The following is a 15186-nucleotide window of genomic DNA, read 5'->3' as shown; positions in this document are numbered from 1 at the left end:
TTTTCCCCATGCCCCTCAGAAGCCATGAGTTCACCAGCGAGAGCGTCTCCGAGGGACATCCCGACAAGGTCGCCGACCAGATTTCGGATGCCATCGTCGACCTGTTCCTGTCGCGCGATCCGACCGCAAAAGTCGCGGTGGAAACACTGTGCACGACGAACCTTGTCGTGCTGGCCGGTGAAGTGCGCACCAACAATGGCGCGGCCGTCACGCCCGAGGAGATGAACGCGGCGGCCCGCGCCGTGGTGAAGAAGATCGGCTACGAGCAGGAAGGCTTCCACTGGAAGAACCTGACCATCCAGAACCATGTGCATGGCCAGTCCGCCGAGATCGCGCAGGGCGTAGAAGAGGGTCAGGGCCTTTTCAAGGAGGAAGGCGCCGGCGACCAGGGCATCATGTTCGGTTATGCGACCAACGAGACACCGGAACTGATGCCGGCCACCCTGCTCTATTCCCACCAGATCCTCGAAAAGCTTGCCGCGCTGCGCCATTCGGGCCAGCATCCGGAGCTGGAACCCGACGCCAAGAGCCAGGTGACGCTGCGATACGAAGGCTCACGCCCCGTCGGCGTCAATGCCGTCGTCGTTTCCCACCAGCACAAGAAGGATGTCAGCCAGGCCGCGCTGCGGGAAATCATCCGCCCCGTGATCAAACAGGTCCTGCCCGAAGGCTGGTTCCCCCCCGAAGACAAGTTCTATGTGAATCCCACCGGCAGTTTCTGCATCGGCGGGCCGGATGGCGACACGGGCCTGACGGGCCGTAAGATCATTGTCGACACCTATGGCGGCGCCGCCCCGCATGGTGGCGGTGCCTTCTCCGGCAAGGACCCCTCCAAAGTCGATCGTTCGGCCGCCTATGCCACACGCTATCTCGCCAAGAATATCGTCGCCGCCGGTCTTGCCGAGCGGTGCACCATCCAGGTCTCGTATGCCATCGGCGTGGCCCATCCCCTGTCGATCTATGTCGACACGCACGGCACCGGCCAGGCGGATGAAGTGCGCATCGCCGCAGCGCTGCGCGAGCTGTTCGACCTGTCGCCCAAGGGCATCCGCACCCATCTGAAGCTCAGCGCCCCGATCTACGGATCAACCGCCGCCTACGGACATTTCGGCCGCATACCCGGCAGCGATGGCACCTTCACCTGGGAAAGGACTGACCTGACCGACAAGCTGAAGCGGCTGGTGAACTAGGCGCAAACGCCGCGGCGCCGGCGCCGGTTCCCGAGACGGGCGGCGGCGTTTATGCTGATGCGGCAACAGATAACTCCAGGAATCTGGAAGCCCTGCGCATATCGCAGGGCTGTCTTTCATGCAGCGTTCAGGCCGCATGGTGTTAACCAAAGCGTATTCTGGCGGCTTGCGGAAGCCGGAAAACGGACGATACTGCCACCTCAGGCCGCACCTGCGTGGGGACGAGGCGCGGAGATAGCGGAGCAAAATCAATGGCGTTCGACGCGCATCTTTCACTTGGCCTCCCTGGCAGGGGGCAAGCCTGGCGCGCCGCGCAAGGCGACTCCGCGTTCACGCGCGATTACATCCTGGTTGAAGCCCCAGCGGTGGACGAGCCGTTTGCGGTCCGCACCCATCCTCTGGCCTGCTGCCCCTGTGGTGAGGACCACAGCCGCGGCCTGAATGTGCTCAAGGTCTCCATCTCCGTCGGCGGCCCGGGCCTCTGGCAGACGGCCTGGCCGTCCGGTGTTGAGTCGGCTCCCGATGGCTCGCCCCAGCAGCAGACCTTCACGATACCGGGTGAGGTTGCCGGGGATACCAGCACGACGCAGACGATTGCTGTCGGGGATACGGTCGTCAGCCAGATCGAGGTGAGCGGCGACCAGGACTGGTACCGGATCGAACTCCAGGCGGGTGTCACCTATGAATTCCGGCTGACTGCCAGCGGCTCGCCTGCGCTCGGCGACCCCTTTCTCGAACTGATGAATGCCAGCGGCAGCCAGGTCGCATTCAATGATGACGGAGGCGGGGGTCTCAACTCGCTGCTGCGTTTCACGCCGGCAAGCTCGGGCACATATTATCTGAACGCGCATGGCTGGGAGAACGGCAACGGACAGACATCTACCGGCGGCTATACCCTCAGCACACAGATCGCGCCGCCGATCCAGCCCTGGACCATCGACCAGATCGCCGCTTATCTCGCCAACGGATCCAATCCCGGCCTCGGGCCGCGCTGGCAGATCACCAACATTACCTATAATATTGAAGATCTGAACGCCTCCGAACAACAGATGGCGGAGCGGGCCCTGCAGATGTGGGCGGCGGTGACCTCTCTGACCTTCACGCGCACGACCGGGACCGCGAATATCACCTTCGTCAACTCTGTTGCCGATGACCCGGCGGCCTCGCAGGGCACCTCAGATCCGTCTGCGTATGCGCGCACCAGCACAAGCGGAAATGCGATCACCTCCAGCCGCATCGTCATCAGCTCCAACTGGCAGTCGCTCGACCCGAATGCCCAGGCGGGCTGGTTCGACAACTATATGCAGCAGACCTACATCCACGAAGTTGGTCACGCCCTGGGCCTTGGTCATGGCGGGCCGTATGACGGCTCCGCCGTATACGGAACGGACAATCTGTATTCGAATGATCACTGGGCCTATACGGTCATGTCGTACTTCGACCAGCTGGAGGCCGGTCATGGCAGCTACCGCTTCGTGCTGGGCCTTCAGCAGGCGGACATTGCCGCCATGCACCTGCTCTATGGCACGAACCCGGCCGGAACGAATGCCGGCAACACGACCTACGGATTCAATTCCAGTGCGCCCGGAACGAATATCGACTGGTCGCAGTTTGTCTATGTGCAGGGCGTCACCTTCCGCCGTCCACCTTCCATGACGATTTATGACACAGCCGGTATTGATACGATCAACCTGTCCGGTTTCGCCCAGCCGCAGATTCTTGACCTGCGGCCGGGCACCTTCTCCTCCCTCGGAGACCGGCCTCAGCAGACCCCGCATCATTATGTCAATGTCGTGGCGATCCACTTCAACACGATCATCGAGAATGCGGTCGGCGGCAGTGGCAATGACACCATCACGGGCAATTCGGCCAACAACACCATCACACTGGGTGCCGGGGCGGATATCTTTGTCTACGCCCCGAATGGCGGCGCAGACACGATCACTGACTTCTCGGTTGCCCAGGACCGTCTCGATCTGACCGCCTTCTCGGCTTCTGCGGCCCTTGCAGCTTTCAATGGCCGCACCAGTTCAGGCGGCGGAACCCTGCTGACCTTCGCGACCGGTCAGACCATACTGCTGCAGGGGGTCTCAACCGGCCAGCTCACGCAGGCAAACCTGATTCTAGCCTCAAGTCCGCCTCCGCCGCCACCCCCTCCTCCTCCGCCGCCACCCCCGCCCACGCTGCCGGGCGCAACCCAAGGCAACGACGTTCTCATCGGAACGGAGGAGGCTGATACGATCAACGGTCTTGGCGGCAATGACACCATTTACGGCCGGGGCGGGAATGACATCATCAACGGCGATGATGGCGACGACAATCTCTGGGGCGAAGGCGGGGCCGACACCCTGAACGGCGGGGCCGGCAACGACAACCTCTACGGCGACAACCTCGACACGTTCATCGGTGGCCCGGGCTATGACACGATATGGATGCAGAGCACCGCGACGGCGGGCCTCACCATCAACATGGCCGCCGCGGGCATTGAGCGCATCTATGCGACCAACTTTGCAGATTATCTCGACGGTTCAGGCACGAGTGTCGGTATTGTGCTGTATGGCTTTGCGGGCGCCGATGTCCTGCTGGGTGGTTCAGGTTCTGACTATATCTATGCCGGACATGAAGCCATTGTTAGCGGCACCGTGCGCGGCGGAGCGGGCTATGACTACCTGATCCATGATTCCAATTCGCTTTATACCGGCACACTGACTATCAACATGAACATCCTTGAGGTTGAAGGAGTGTTCGGGTCTTCACGTGCGGAAGTCATTAATGCTGCCGGCCTGTCGACCTTTGCGACGATTTATACAGGCGGTGGTGCAGACATCGTAACCGGCTCTGCTTTCAACGACATGATCTTCATGGACAATGCGACCGCCAGCGTGAATGCAGGCGCAGGCTATGACTATGTGATCTACAATGTGTTCGACGGAACCGGAGCCAACTTCAATCTCGCGGCGATGAATGCCGAAGGTGCTATCGGACGCGATGGCAATGATGTGCTTGATGCCTCCGGGGTAACCAGCTTCGTCACACTCTATGGTTATGGCGGCGCAGACATCCTGCTTGGCGGTTCCGGAAACGACTATATTTACATGGATGCCGCCGATCTTGCCGGCGGGAATGTGCAGGGCGGAGCGGGCTACGATTACCTGATCAATCAGGGTGGTACGGCTCTTTCGATTGTCTTGGCTAATCATGGCGCCGAAGGATTCTTCGGCTCTTCAGCCGCCGAGACAGTCAGCGCCGCCGGCCTCACTACGTTCGCTACCATCTTCTCGGGCGGCGGGGCTGATACGATCACGGGCTCGGGCTTCAACGATACGATTTATCTGACAAACAGCTTTGCCAGTGTGAATGCCGGCGCCGGCTACGACTATGTGGTCTACGAACTGCTGGATGGCACCGGCGCTGCGAACTGGAACCTTGCAGCAATGGGCGCCGAGGGCGCTATTGGCCGGGACGGTAACGACACATTCAACGCTTCCGGCGTTTCGACGTTCGCAACACTGTATGGCTATGGCGGCAATGATACTTTGATCGGCGGCGCCTTCAATGATGCCATCTATGGCGGAACCGGTAACGATACACTGACAGGCAATGGTGGTAATGACAGCTTTGTGTTTGAGGCAGGCTGGGGCTCCGATACCATCACGGATTTCAGCGTCGGTGCCGACCGGATGCTGATGCGCGTGCCCGGACTGACGTCCTTTGCTCAGCTTTCAATCACCCAATCGGGCGCCGATACGCTGGTGTCCTATGGCGGCCAACAGATCCGGCTCCTGAATATCACGGCCGGCACGATCACTGCTGCCAGCTTTACTTTCCTTGCCTCGGCAGAGCCCGCTGCGGACGACACTCCGCTTGCAGAAGTCCGGGCAGATACGTTTGATTTTTCGCGGCTTTCGCCGATGGATGACAAGCCGGACACTCCCGTCATGGAGCAGCCTGGCATCCTCCTGCAGCCTCATGATGCCCCCGGAACACTGCTCGCAGACCCTGTCTTCTTGGACGATGGCTTTGCCGATACGTTTGATTTCACTCACAGGAATCTTGATTTCCTGAATTGGGATCAGGGGTGATAATCCGTAGCCGGATCAGAACCATCAGGTAAACTCGACCCGCTCCTGCGAAAAATAGAACAGCGATCGGGTTTCCTCATCCAGTTCGCCGGAAGTCCACTCCAGAAGCGTGCGCATGGCGTTCTTGCGGTCGTGCAGGGCGTGCTCGAAATCGGCCTCGATCAGTTCGTCAACGCCTGTCCGCTTCATCGCCTCGCGCACTGCCATGTAGAGCGGCAGCGATCCGCCGAGGAACATCGATTCATAGGCGATCTTGCTGGCGATCTTGTCGTGTATGTCGGTATAGCCGAACTGCCGCTCCATCTTCGCCCGTGACTTCACGATGAAGTCGATCTCGTGGCGATAATCCGGATGGCGCAGGTAATAGTTTTTCAGCTCCGTGATGTCTTCCTCGATCCCTTTCACCACCTCGTCGCTGAGGTCCTGGTAGATGACGATGATGTCGATGTCCGAGCCCCGGACCATCTCGCCCAGGCCGGCATGTTCGCGCGGCTCGTTGTGGGCCAGGAAATAGGCAAGATCGCCGGCGATGAAGGCACAGATGTTCGCGCGGATCTCGCGCGGCATCTTCACCAGAAGGCTGCTCATCACGTCCTGCGCCACATCGATCTTCTGCTTGCTGACCTCGCGGTGATAGTTCGACAGCGTGCCCTGCCGTTCGATCATACGGTCGCGCTGGCCGGGCAGGCCGAACAGGGTGAAAGAGAGAAAATCGCGCAGGATCGACGGGCTGAGGCGTACCTGGTCGCCGCGCGTGATGTCAAAGCGCAGGTAATAGCTCGCGAAATGCGAGATGTGCAGTTCCCGGCTCTTGTAGCAGGCCTGCCACAAGGCCAGGCTGGGAACATCCGGCAGGTCCATCGCCAGTTCCTTGCCGATGCGCGGGCCCTTCGTGCGGATCGTCTCGATCACCCGTGCCTCGATTTCCGCCAGCCCCGGAACGACCATCTTCGCTATCCCTCTGCCTTCGCTAATTCGTTCACAAGCACGCGCACGCTCCGCTTCAGTCCCGCGCGCCAGTCCGGCATGCGGATGCCAAACGTATCGAAGGCCTTCAGCGACTCCAGCCGCGCGTTCAGCGGCCGTTTTGCCGGGGTCGGATAGTCCGCTGTCGGAACACCTTTCACGCGCGCCACGGGCCCGTCCATCATGGCGCTCTCGGCAAAGATCGCCTCAGCCATGCGCGCCCGGTCTGTCGCCTCTGTGCCCGCCAGATGATAAATGCCCCACTTTGCAAAGCCCGGCTGCACCGCCGAATCCGCCATCTTCAGCAGCCCTGCGGCCAGGTCCGGGCAATAGGTCGGATAGCCCAACTGGTCATTCACCACGGTCACCTCGTCCCGGGTCTGCGCCAGCGTCAGCATTGTCCGGACGAAATTGCCCGCATGTTCCGAGAACACCCACTGCACCCGCACGATCAGGCTGTGCGGGCAGGCCTGCGCCACCGCGCGCTCGCCGTCCAGCTTGGACTGTCCGTACACGCTGAGGGGCGCGGGAAGGTCGTCCGGGTGGTAGGGTCCTGCCTTCTCGCCATCGAACACCATGTCGGTCGAGATATGGATCAGCACGATGCCGCGCGCGGCGCACAGCCGCGCCAGTTCCGCCGGCCCGTCGCGGTTGGCCGCATAGCACGCCGCCGCCTCGCTCTCGGCCTTGTCCACGAAGGTATAGGCCGCCGCATTGATCACGGCCTTCGGCTGCACCCGCTCCACTACCCGCGCCAGAGAGGCGGCATCCGTCAGGTCCGCCTCCGGCCGCCCCACGCAGACCACATCCGCGCGCCCCGCCGCCGCCAGGCTCTGCGCCAGCTGTCCCTGCCGGCCGATCACGAGGATCGTCATGCCGGTGCCCCCGCGAAGGTGAAATGCTGTGGCGCGTCGGCCAGCCTCGGATGCTTGCGGTCCCGCTCCGACAGCGTCAGGCGCTCCGCTGCAAACGGCCAGGCGATGCCCAGCGCCGGATCGTCAAACGCAATGCCGAAATCATGCGACGGCGCATAATAGGCGGTCACCTTGTAGATCACCTCCGTGCCCGCCTCCAGCGTGCAGAAGCCATGCGCGAAACCTTCCGGCACGAACACCTGCAGCGGATCGCCTTCGCCCATCTCCAGCGCCGTATGCCGCCCGAAGCGCGGCGAGCCGCCGCGGATATCCACAATCACATCCAGCATCCGCCCGCGCACACAGCGCACCAGTTTGCCCTGCGCGTGCGGCGGCGCCTGGTAGTGCAGACCCCTCAGTGTGCCCGCCTCGGCCGAGCGGGAGTGATTGTCCTGCACGAAATGCACCGGTAACCCCGCCGCGCGGAACGCTGCCTCGTTGAAGGTCTCGCTGAACCAGCCACGGGCATCGCCGCGCCGCAGTGGCCGCAGGTGCAGGATTTCCGGCAGCACCGGATCAGGCGTCACAGTCAGGGTCATGCCCGGCCTATAGCACGGCGCGCCACGCCCGCAACGCGGCCCGGCGCTACTCCACCGTGACCGACTTCGCCAGGTTGCGCGGCTGGTCGACATCCGTGCCCTTCACGACCGCCACATGATAGGCCAAGAGCTGCAGCGGAATGGCCGCCAGGATCGGCAGCGACAACGCGTCCCCGTCCGGCAGGCGGATCACATGGTCGGCGCGTTTGCCGGCCGCCTGGATGCCCTTGTCGTCGGAGATCAGGATCACGTCCGCGCCGCGCGCGCGCACTTCTTCAACGTTCGAGATGGTCTTCTCGAACAGCTCGTCGAACGGTGCCACCACCACGACCGGCAGCCCCTTCTCGATCAGCGCGATCGGCCCGTGCTTCAGCTCGCCGGCGGCGTAGCCTTCGGCGTGAATGTAGGACACTTCCTTCAGCTTCAGCGCGCCTTCCAGCGCCAGCGGATAATAGCGGCCCCGGCCCAGGAACAGCACGTCGCGCTTGCCGGCGATGTGCCTGGCGATCTCCTTGATCTGCGGCTGTGCCTCCAGGGCCTCGGTCACCTTGCGCGGCAAGGCCAGCAGGCCTTTCACGAAGTTCTGCTCGTCGCCCGGCAGCAGCTGTCCGCGCGCCTTCGCGGCCGCCAGCGCCAGCACCGCCAGCACTGACAGCTGCGCCGTAAAGGCCTTGGTCGAGGCGACGCCGATTTCGGGACCAGCATGGGTCGGAACGATGTTTCCGGCCTCGCGCGCGATCGAGCTTTCCGGCACGTTCACCACCGCCACCGCCGGCTTGCCGTTCTGCCGGCAATATCGCAGCGCCGCCAGCGTATCGGCGGTCTCGCCGGACTGGCTGACAAACATCGAGAAACCGGTCTGCGGCAGCACCGGCTGGCGATAGCGGAACTCGGAGGCGATATCCGGTTCGAAGGCCAGCTTCGCGATCTGCTCGAACCAGTATTTCGAAGTGAAGGCGGCATAATAGGCTGTGCCGCAGGCAATCGCGACCGCCCGGTCGGCCCTGGCGAAGATGTCTGCCGCCACCTGACTGACCTCAATCGTGCCGGTCTGCTGGTTGATATAGGGCAGGATCGAGCGCGCCAGAGATTCCGGCTGCTCGTGGATTTCCTTCAGCATGAAGTGGTCATACTCGCCGCGCTCGATCAGCGCGTCATTCACGGCCGAGGTGACGCGCGGGCGGTTGACCCGCTCTCCGCGCCCATTGCGGATGTCGAAACTGTTCCGGGTAAGGATCACCCAGTCGCCTTCTTCGAGATAAGTCACTTCCCGGGTCAGCGGCGCCAGCGCGATGGCGTCAGAGCCGAGATACATCTCGCCCTCGCCATAGCCCAGCACCAGCGGCGAACCCTTGCGGGCGCCGATCACCAGATCCGGCTTGTCGGCAAAGATCGCGGCAATCGCGAACGCGCCGGTGAAATGCTTCAGCGCCTCGCCGAAGGCGGTCACCTCATCCATGCCGTCAGCCCGGTTCTGGGCCACCAGCTGGGCAATCACTTCCGTATCCGTCTCGGATTCGAACACCCGTCCCTTCGCTTCCAGCGCGGCGCGCAGTTCGCGGTAATTCTCGATGATGCCGTTGTGCACCACGGCCACGCCGTCCGACATGTGCGGGTGGGCATTGGTCTCGTTCGGGGCGCCATGGGTGGCCCAGCGGGTGTGGGCGATGCCGGTGAAGCCTTCCACCGGATCGTCATGCAGGCGCGCCTGCAGGCGGTGGATCTTGCCCTTCGCCCGGCGCCGCTCGATGCCCTCCTCCCAGGCCACTGCGATCCCGGCGCTGTCATAGCCCCGGTATTCGAGGCGTTTCAGACCTTCGACGAGCCGTCCGGCCACCTGCGCCTTACCGGCAATCGCAACAATCCCGCACATGCAGTCCACTCCGACACTTCGCCCCCGAGGCGAATGCAGGCTTCAATAAACCTCGGGACTCTGACAGCACAATGACGATTTATGTTCATTTATGACATGTAACGCGGCGCTTTGGGGGCAGGCCCGAACGTTTAGTTTTCCTGAAAAGACACCGTGCCCCCTCATCCGGTGCCTTCCCATGTTCCGTAAGGACGGCTAACGCACCTCAGCCAGCCAAATGGACCCGCCGCCTTGCCCGCCCTGACCCATCTCGACCGGCTCGAAGCCGAAAGCATCCACATCCTGCGCGAGGTCGCGGCCGAGTGCGAAAAGCCTGTGATGCTGTATTCGATCGGCAAGGATTCGGCGGTCATGCTGCACCTCGCCATCAAGGCCTTCTATCCCTCGCGCCTGCCCTTCCCGCTGCTGCACGTCGATACCGGCTGGAAGTTCCGGGAGATGATCGCCTTCCGCGACCGCAAGGCCGCCGAACTCGGGCTCGACCTGATCGTCCACACCAACCAAGACGGCGTGCGCGAAGGCGTCGGCCCGTTCACCCACGGATCGGCCTACCATACGGATGTGATGAAAACCGTCGCCCTGAAACAGGCGCTCGACAAGTATGGCTTCGATGCGGCTTTCGGGGGCGCCCGGCGCGACGAGGAGAAGTCGCGCGCCAAGGAGCGCGTCCTGTCGGTGCGCACCGCCGGCCACCGCTGGGACCCGAAGCGCCAGCGCCCGGAACTCTGGAACCTCTACAATGCCCGTCTGGGCCAGGGCGAAACCCTGCGCGCCTTTCCGATGTCCAACTGGACCGAGCTCGACATCTGGCAGTACATCCGGCGCGAAGGCATCGAACTCGTGCCGCTCTACTTCGCCGCGCCGCGCCCGGTGGTCGAGTGGAACGGCACGCTGATCATGGTCGATGACGACCGCGTGCCGACTGAACTTGCCCGGACGGCCACAACCCGGTCTGTCCGTTTCCGCACCCTCGGCTGCTACCCGCTGACCGGTGCCGTCGAAAGCACCGCCACGACGCTGGACGAGGTGATCCAGGAAATCCTGCTCACCACCACGTCCGAGCGCCAGGGCCGCGCCATTGACAAGGACCAGGCCGCCTCGATGGAAAAGAAGAAGCAGGAGGGCTATTTCTGATGCGCCTGCACGACGATCTCATTGCTGAGGACATCGGCGCCTATCTCGAATCCCACGAGCAGAAATCGCTGCTGCGCTTCATCACCTGCGGCTCAGTCGATGACGGCAAGTCCACCCTGATCGGCCGCCTGCTCTATGATTCGAAGATGATCTTCGAAGACCAGCTTGCCGCCCTCGAAGCGGACTCGAAAAAGGTCGGCACGCAGGGCGGCTCGATCGATTTCGCGCTCCTCGTCGATGGTCTCTCGGCCGAACGCGAACAGGGCATCACCATCGATGTCGCCTACCGCTTCTTCGCGACGGAGAAGCGCAAGTTCATCGTCGCCGATACGCCCGGCCACGAACAATATACCCGCAACATGGCCACAGGCGCCTCCACCGCCGACTGCGCGATCCTGATGATTGACGCGCGCAAGGGCATCCTCACACAGACGCGCCGCCACTCCATCATCGCCACCCTTCTGGGCATCCGGCATCTGGTTCTGGCCATCAACAAGATGGACCTGGTCGGTTACAACAAGTCCGTGTACGATGAAATCATCACCAGCTACCGTGCCTTTGCCGAAGCCCTGCCGGCCAATCTCCACATCACCCCGATCCCGATCTCCGCGCTGGCCGGCACCAACATCACCAGCCGCTCGCCGGAGACACCCTGGTACACCGGCCCCAGCCTGATCGACTATCTCGAGACCGTCGAGATCGAACGCGAGACCGAAAACCTGCCGCTGCGGCTGCCGGTCCAGTGGGTCAACCGTCCGAACCTCGATTTCCGCGGCTTCTCCGGTCAGATCGCGTCCGGCCGCGTGCGACCGGGCGACCGCATCCGTTCGCTGCCTTCGGGCCGCGAGACCACGGTCACGCGGATCGTCACACACGGCGGCGACCTCGCCGAAGCCGTCGCCGGCCAGTCCGTCACGCTGACTTTTGCCGACGAGATCGACACCTCTCGCGGTGATATGATCGCCGCCGCATCGGCGCCTGCGGAAGTCTCTGACCAGTTCCAGGTCAAGCTGTTATGGATGAGCGAGCAGCCCCTGCTGCCCGGCCGCCGCTACCTGCTGAAGTCCGGCACGCGCACTGTCACGGCCACAGTCAACGCACCCAAGCACGGCATCGATGTCAACACGCTGGCCGAGACGGCCGCGCGCACGCTGGAACTGAACCAGATCGGCGTGACCACGCTGGCACTCGAGCAGCCCATCGCTTTCGATCCGTATACGGAGAACAGGTCAACGGGCGGATTCATTCTGATCGACCGGCAGACCAACGATACCGTCGCGCTCGGCCTCATCGACTTCTCTCTGCGCCGCGCCGCCAACATCCACTGGCAGGCGCTCGACATCACGCGCGAGGCGCTGGCCGGGCAGAAGAACCAGCAGCCCGCCGTGCTCTGGTTCACAGGCCTGTCGGGTTCAGGCAAGTCGACCATCGCCAACGCGCTGCAGAAGCGCCTCTACGCCATGGGCCGGCACACCTTCATCCTTGATGGCGACAATGTCCGCCACGGCCTCAACCGTGATCTCGGCTTTACCGATGCTGACCGCGTCGAGAACATCCGCCGTGTCGCGAATGTCGCGCGCCTGATGTCGGATGCCGGACTGATCGTGCTGGTCTCGTTCATTTCGCCTTTCCGGGCCGAGCGCCAGATGGCACGCAGCCTGATGGCACCCGGCGAGTTCATCGAGATTCACGTGGACACGCCGCTCGAAGTCGCCGAACAGCGCGACGTGAAGGGCCTCTACAGGAAGGCCCGCACCGGCGAGATCCGCAATTTCACCGGTATCGACAGCCCCTACGAGCCCCCGCTCGACCCGGAACTGCGCCTCGACACGGTGACTCGCACGCCGGAAGAAGCGGCTGAGGAAATCCTGAAATTCCTCGCCCTGCGCGGGACGTTCGAGATTTAGCCCGGCCGCGTGCGCAGCTGGCCCTGATAATGGTATTTTCCGATCGGCACGCCGCGCATGCGCAGGATGTTGTAGGCTGTCACGGCGTGGAAATAGAAGTTCGGCAGCGTATACGAAAGAAGGAAGTTTTCCGGCGTGAAGGCCATCGTCTGCGGCCCCCAGTCCGAAGCCTCCGCCCTGTCCACATCCGTGGGCTGATAGATTACGATCTCCAGAGGGCGGCCGGACCAGCCGTTGACCTCATCGGGTGACAGCGCCTCCAGCGTGCGGACGGTCTCGGTGATCATGCCGCGCAAGGCCGCGAACGGCACGGCCCCGGCCAGGGGCGGTACGGTGAATGCGCCTGTTTTAACGGCCTGAACGCCCCAGACTGCATGGTTCTTCACCGCTTCGATCTGAAAGAAGAACGGCGCCATGCCGGCCACCAGCCGCGCGTCCACGAACGCTTCCGGATCCGCGCCGGTCGCCCGGCAGTGTTCCACCGCCCGGTCAAGGCAGTCTCCGAGCGCGCGCGCGGTCTGCAGGAAGGTGGATACGCTGAGATCGTAGAGTGTGGCGGCCACGGGCAAGTCCTTTCGTGCAGATCTGAACACCGGGCCTCAGTCCCGGTCCGGTGCGCCCAGAGGGAAGAACGGCCGGAAAGACCGCGCCTCGTCCACGGCCCGCGCAAACGAAGGCCGCGCCAGAAGCCGCGCGCGATAGGCCCGCAACGTCGTGTAATGCTCCGGGATCGGATGAACCCAGTCCGCATAGAACAGTGCGGGCGAGGCGGCGCAGTCCGCCAGGGTATAGTCCTCCCCTGCCGCCCATGTCCGTCCGGCCAGTGCCGTATCCAGCCAGGCATAGGCCCGGCTCAGCCGCTCGCCTGCCAGCTTCCGCCCATCCTCCGGTGCCATGGGAATCTGCCCCAGCTTGCTCGAGACGGCCAGCTGCACCGGGTCCATCACGTACAGATCGAAGCAACGGTCCATGAACCGCACCTCCAGCGCCGCTTCCCGGTCCTCCGGGATCATCCGCACCGGCCCCGGATAGGCCTGCTGCAGGTACTCGATGATCAGGCTCGCTTCGGCCACGTTGCGGGCGCCGTCTGCCAGCAGGGGGAACTTGCCCATCGGCCAGCGACGTTGCCATTCGGCGGCATGCTCCGGCGTCTCAGGTCCGATCTGCCGGAACTCGAACGGCGTGGCTGTCTCGTACAGCGCGATCAGCACCTTCTGCGTGTAGGAGGAAAAGGGGTGGCCATAGAGGGCAGGCGGCATGGGGTGTCTCGCGGTCGCAGCGTTCTGCACATTGCAGCCCGGCGCGGATGTTGCAAACCTGTGAGGGGAATTTCCGTGCCTGCCGGCCGGCAGGCGAGCAGGCAGTGCAGACGACAAGGTTAACCAGGGCCCATGGCAATCCATCCGGTCATCATGTGCGGCGGCGCCGGCACGCGCCTGTGGCCCGTTTCGAACCAGGCCTGCCCCAAGCAGTTCCACCGCCTCGTTTCGGACAAGTCGGTCTTCCAGGAAACCGTGCTGCGCTTCCACGGCCAGCCGGGCTTCCATCCGCAGCCGGTCATCATCTCCAACGCCGCCTATGCCGGCCTGATCGAAGACCAGCTGGCCGCCATCGGCGTCACCCCCGGCGCCATCCTGCTCGAGCCGGAAGGCCGCAACACCGCCGCGGTCGCCGCTGTGGCCGCGCGCCACCTTGCTGCCATGGATGAAACCGCCCTCGGCCTGCTCGTCCCGTCCGACCATTTCATCGGCCGGCCGGACGCCTTCATTGATGCCGTGCGCGAAGCCGCCAGCGCCGCCGCCGATGGCTATATCGCCACTTTCGGCATTGCCCCCGGCCGCCCTGAAACAGGCTTCGGTTACATCCAGGCGGGCGAGCGGCTCGCCGGTCGTCTGCAACGCGTCGCCGCCTTCAAGGAAAAGCCCGACGCCGCCACCGCCGCCGGATATCTCGCCTCCGGCCGCTACAGCTGGAATGCCGGCATCTTCCTGTTCCGGCCCGAAACCATGCTTACCGAGCTTGGCCATTACGCCCCCGGCGTCCTCGATGGTGCCAGCCGCGCCCTCGCGGCGGCGCGCACCGTCGGCGCCCGCATCTTCCTCGACCCCGCCGCCTTCGCGGCCACGCCGTCGATCTCCATCGACTATGCGGTCATGGAACACACCGCCCATGCCGCCGTGCTCGCCCCGCTTGACTGCGCCTGGAACGATATCGGCACCTGGACGGCGGTGGCCGCCGTCTCCGCCCGCACCGCCACGCCCGCCCCGGTTGAGATCGACTCGTCCGGCTGCCTCGTGCATGTGCCGGAGGGCCTTCTCGTCGCCCTCGTCGGCGTCGAGGACCTGATCGTCGCCGCGGATGGCAACCGCCTGCTGATTACCCGCAAGGACCGCGCCCAGGATGTCGGCGCGGTGGTCAAGGCGCTCAAGGACAGCGGCCGGAAAGACTGGCTGTGAGCCGGGGGGGGCCGGATTTTCGCGCTGACCTTCCCCTGGCAAATCTGCTAGACCCGGACCCATGATGACCGGCCCCGCCCCTCAGACGAGCGAACTCACGGCCGCCCTGCGCGCCTCGCGCAATG

The 15186-nt window shown here is 63.7% G+C and carries 11 protein-coding genes; 5 read left to right on the top strand and 6 right to left on the bottom strand.

Annotated features, from left to right (window positions below):
- Positions 1 to 8 precede the first annotated feature (8 nt).
- Together metK and ACK4TE_RS01715 are read left to right on the top strand one after the other, a co-directional pair.
- Entirely contained in the window at positions 9 to 1190 is a 1182-nt protein-coding gene (gene metK / locus ACK4TE_RS01720) for a methionine adenosyltransferase (RefSeq protein WP_409909743.1), read from the top strand.
- Positions 1191 to 1441: 251 nt separating this feature from the next.
- Entirely contained in the window at positions 1442 to 5272 is a 3831-nt protein-coding gene (locus ACK4TE_RS01715) for a M10 family metallopeptidase C-terminal domain-containing protein (protein ID WP_409909742.1), read from the top strand.
- 24 nt (positions 5273 to 5296) lie between these two features.
- Here the strand turns inward: ACK4TE_RS01715 and ACK4TE_RS01710 are convergent, their stop codons facing one another.
- From ACK4TE_RS01710 to glmS, 4 genes are read right to left on the bottom strand one after another with little or no spacing between them, the layout of a single operon-like run.
- Positions 5297 to 6220: a hypothetical protein gene (locus tag ACK4TE_RS01710; protein WP_409909741.1), complete on the bottom strand. Its 924-nt coding sequence runs from the start codon at positions 6218 to 6220 to the stop codon at positions 5297 to 5299.
- A gap of 5 nt (positions 6221 to 6225) precedes the next feature.
- Positions 6226 to 7113: a dTDP-4-dehydrorhamnose reductase gene (gene rfbD / locus ACK4TE_RS01705; RefSeq protein WP_409909740.1), complete on the bottom strand. Its 888-nt coding sequence runs from the start codon at positions 7111 to 7113 to the stop codon at positions 6226 to 6228.
- Positions 7110 to 7691 carry a dTDP-4-dehydrorhamnose 3,5-epimerase gene (gene rfbC, locus ACK4TE_RS01700; RefSeq protein ID WP_409909739.1) on the bottom strand — a complete coding sequence of 194 codons (582 nt, stop codon included), beginning with the start codon at positions 7689 to 7691 and terminating at the stop codon, positions 7110 to 7112. The genes rfbD and rfbC overlap by 4 nt, the downstream gene beginning before the upstream one ends.
- 46 nt (positions 7692 to 7737) lie before the next feature.
- Positions 7738 to 9564 (bottom strand): glutamine--fructose-6-phosphate transaminase (isomerizing), encoded by a 1827-nt coding sequence (glmS, locus tag ACK4TE_RS01695; RefSeq protein WP_409909738.1) that lies wholly within the window; start codon positions 9562 to 9564, stop codon positions 7738 to 7740.
- Positions 9565 to 9795: 231 nt separating this feature from the next.
- Between glmS and cysD the strand changes: the two genes are divergently transcribed.
- Together cysD and cysN are read left to right on the top strand one after the other, a co-directional pair.
- Positions 9796 to 10698: a sulfate adenylyltransferase subunit CysD gene (gene cysD / locus ACK4TE_RS01690; protein ID WP_409909737.1), complete on the top strand. Its 903-nt coding sequence runs from the start codon at positions 9796 to 9798 to the stop codon at positions 10696 to 10698.
- A complete protein-coding gene (gene cysN / locus ACK4TE_RS01685) occupies positions 10698 to 12605 on the top strand; it encodes a sulfate adenylyltransferase subunit CysN (RefSeq protein WP_409909736.1) in 1908 nt (635 codons plus the stop codon). The genes cysD and cysN overlap by 1 nt, the downstream gene beginning before the upstream one ends.
- Here cysN and ACK4TE_RS01680 read toward each other — a convergent pair.
- Positions 12602 to 13168, bottom strand: a complete 567-nt coding sequence (locus tag ACK4TE_RS01680) for a DUF1993 family protein (RefSeq protein ID WP_409909735.1) — start codon at positions 13166 to 13168, stop codon at positions 12602 to 12604. The two genes, cysN and ACK4TE_RS01680, sit on opposite strands and share 4 nt — an antisense overlap.
- A 36-nt stretch (positions 13169 to 13204) precedes the next feature.
- Complete coding sequence (locus tag ACK4TE_RS01675) at positions 13205 to 13864, bottom strand: glutathione S-transferase family protein (protein WP_409909734.1); 660 nt, start codon at positions 13862 to 13864, stop codon at positions 13205 to 13207.
- Between the two features lie 132 nt (positions 13865 to 13996).
- Between ACK4TE_RS01675 and ACK4TE_RS01670 the strand changes: the two genes are divergently transcribed.
- The gene (locus ACK4TE_RS01670) at positions 13997 to 15061 is read left to right on the top strand and encodes a mannose-1-phosphate guanylyltransferase (protein ID WP_409909733.1); all 1065 of its coding nucleotides are present in this window, start codon (positions 13997 to 13999) and stop codon (positions 15059 to 15061) included.
- Positions 15062 to 15186: the final 125 nt, after the last annotated feature.

The organism is Hyphomonas sp., from assembly GCF_046313975.1.
Taxonomy (GTDB): Bacteria; Pseudomonadota; Alphaproteobacteria; order Caulobacterales; family Hyphomonadaceae; genus Hyphomonas.
The sequence above is the reverse complement of the archived record's forward strand: the minus strand, read 5'-3'. Positions and strand labels throughout refer to the sequence as shown.

What these genes read in the sequence shown, in the direction of transcription:
- rfbD (WP_409909740.1), bottom strand. Translation starts at nt 7,113, where the DNA reads ATGACGATCCTCGTGATCGGCCGGCAGGGACAGCTGGCGCAGAGCCTG.
- ACK4TE_RS01670 (WP_409909733.1), top strand. Translation starts at nt 13,997, where the DNA reads ATGGCAATCCATCCGGTCATCATGTGCGGCGGCGCCGGCACGCGCCTG.
- ACK4TE_RS01715 (WP_409909742.1), top strand. Translation starts at nt 1,442, where the DNA reads ATGGCGTTCGACGCGCATCTTTCACTTGGCCTCCCTGGCAGGGGGCAA.
- cysN (WP_409909736.1), top strand. Translation starts at nt 10,698, where the DNA reads ATGCGCCTGCACGACGATCTCATTGCTGAGGACATCGGCGCCTATCTC.
- ACK4TE_RS01710 (WP_409909741.1), bottom strand. Translation starts at nt 6,220, where the DNA reads ATGGTCGTTCCGGGGCTGGCGGAAATCGAGGCACGGGTGATCGAGACG.
- metK (WP_409909743.1), top strand. Translation starts at nt 9, where the DNA reads ATGCCCCTCAGAAGCCATGAGTTCACCAGCGAGAGCGTCTCCGAGGGA.
- rfbC (WP_409909739.1), bottom strand. Translation starts at nt 7,691, where the DNA reads ATGACCCTGACTGTGACGCCTGATCCGGTGCTGCCGGAAATCCTGCAC.
- glmS (WP_409909738.1), bottom strand. Translation starts at nt 9,564, where the DNA reads ATGTGCGGGATTGTTGCGATTGCCGGTAAGGCGCAGGTGGCCGGACGG.
- ACK4TE_RS01675 (WP_409909734.1), bottom strand. Translation starts at nt 13,864, where the DNA reads ATGCCGCCTGCCCTCTATGGCCACCCCTTTTCCTCCTACACGCAGAAG.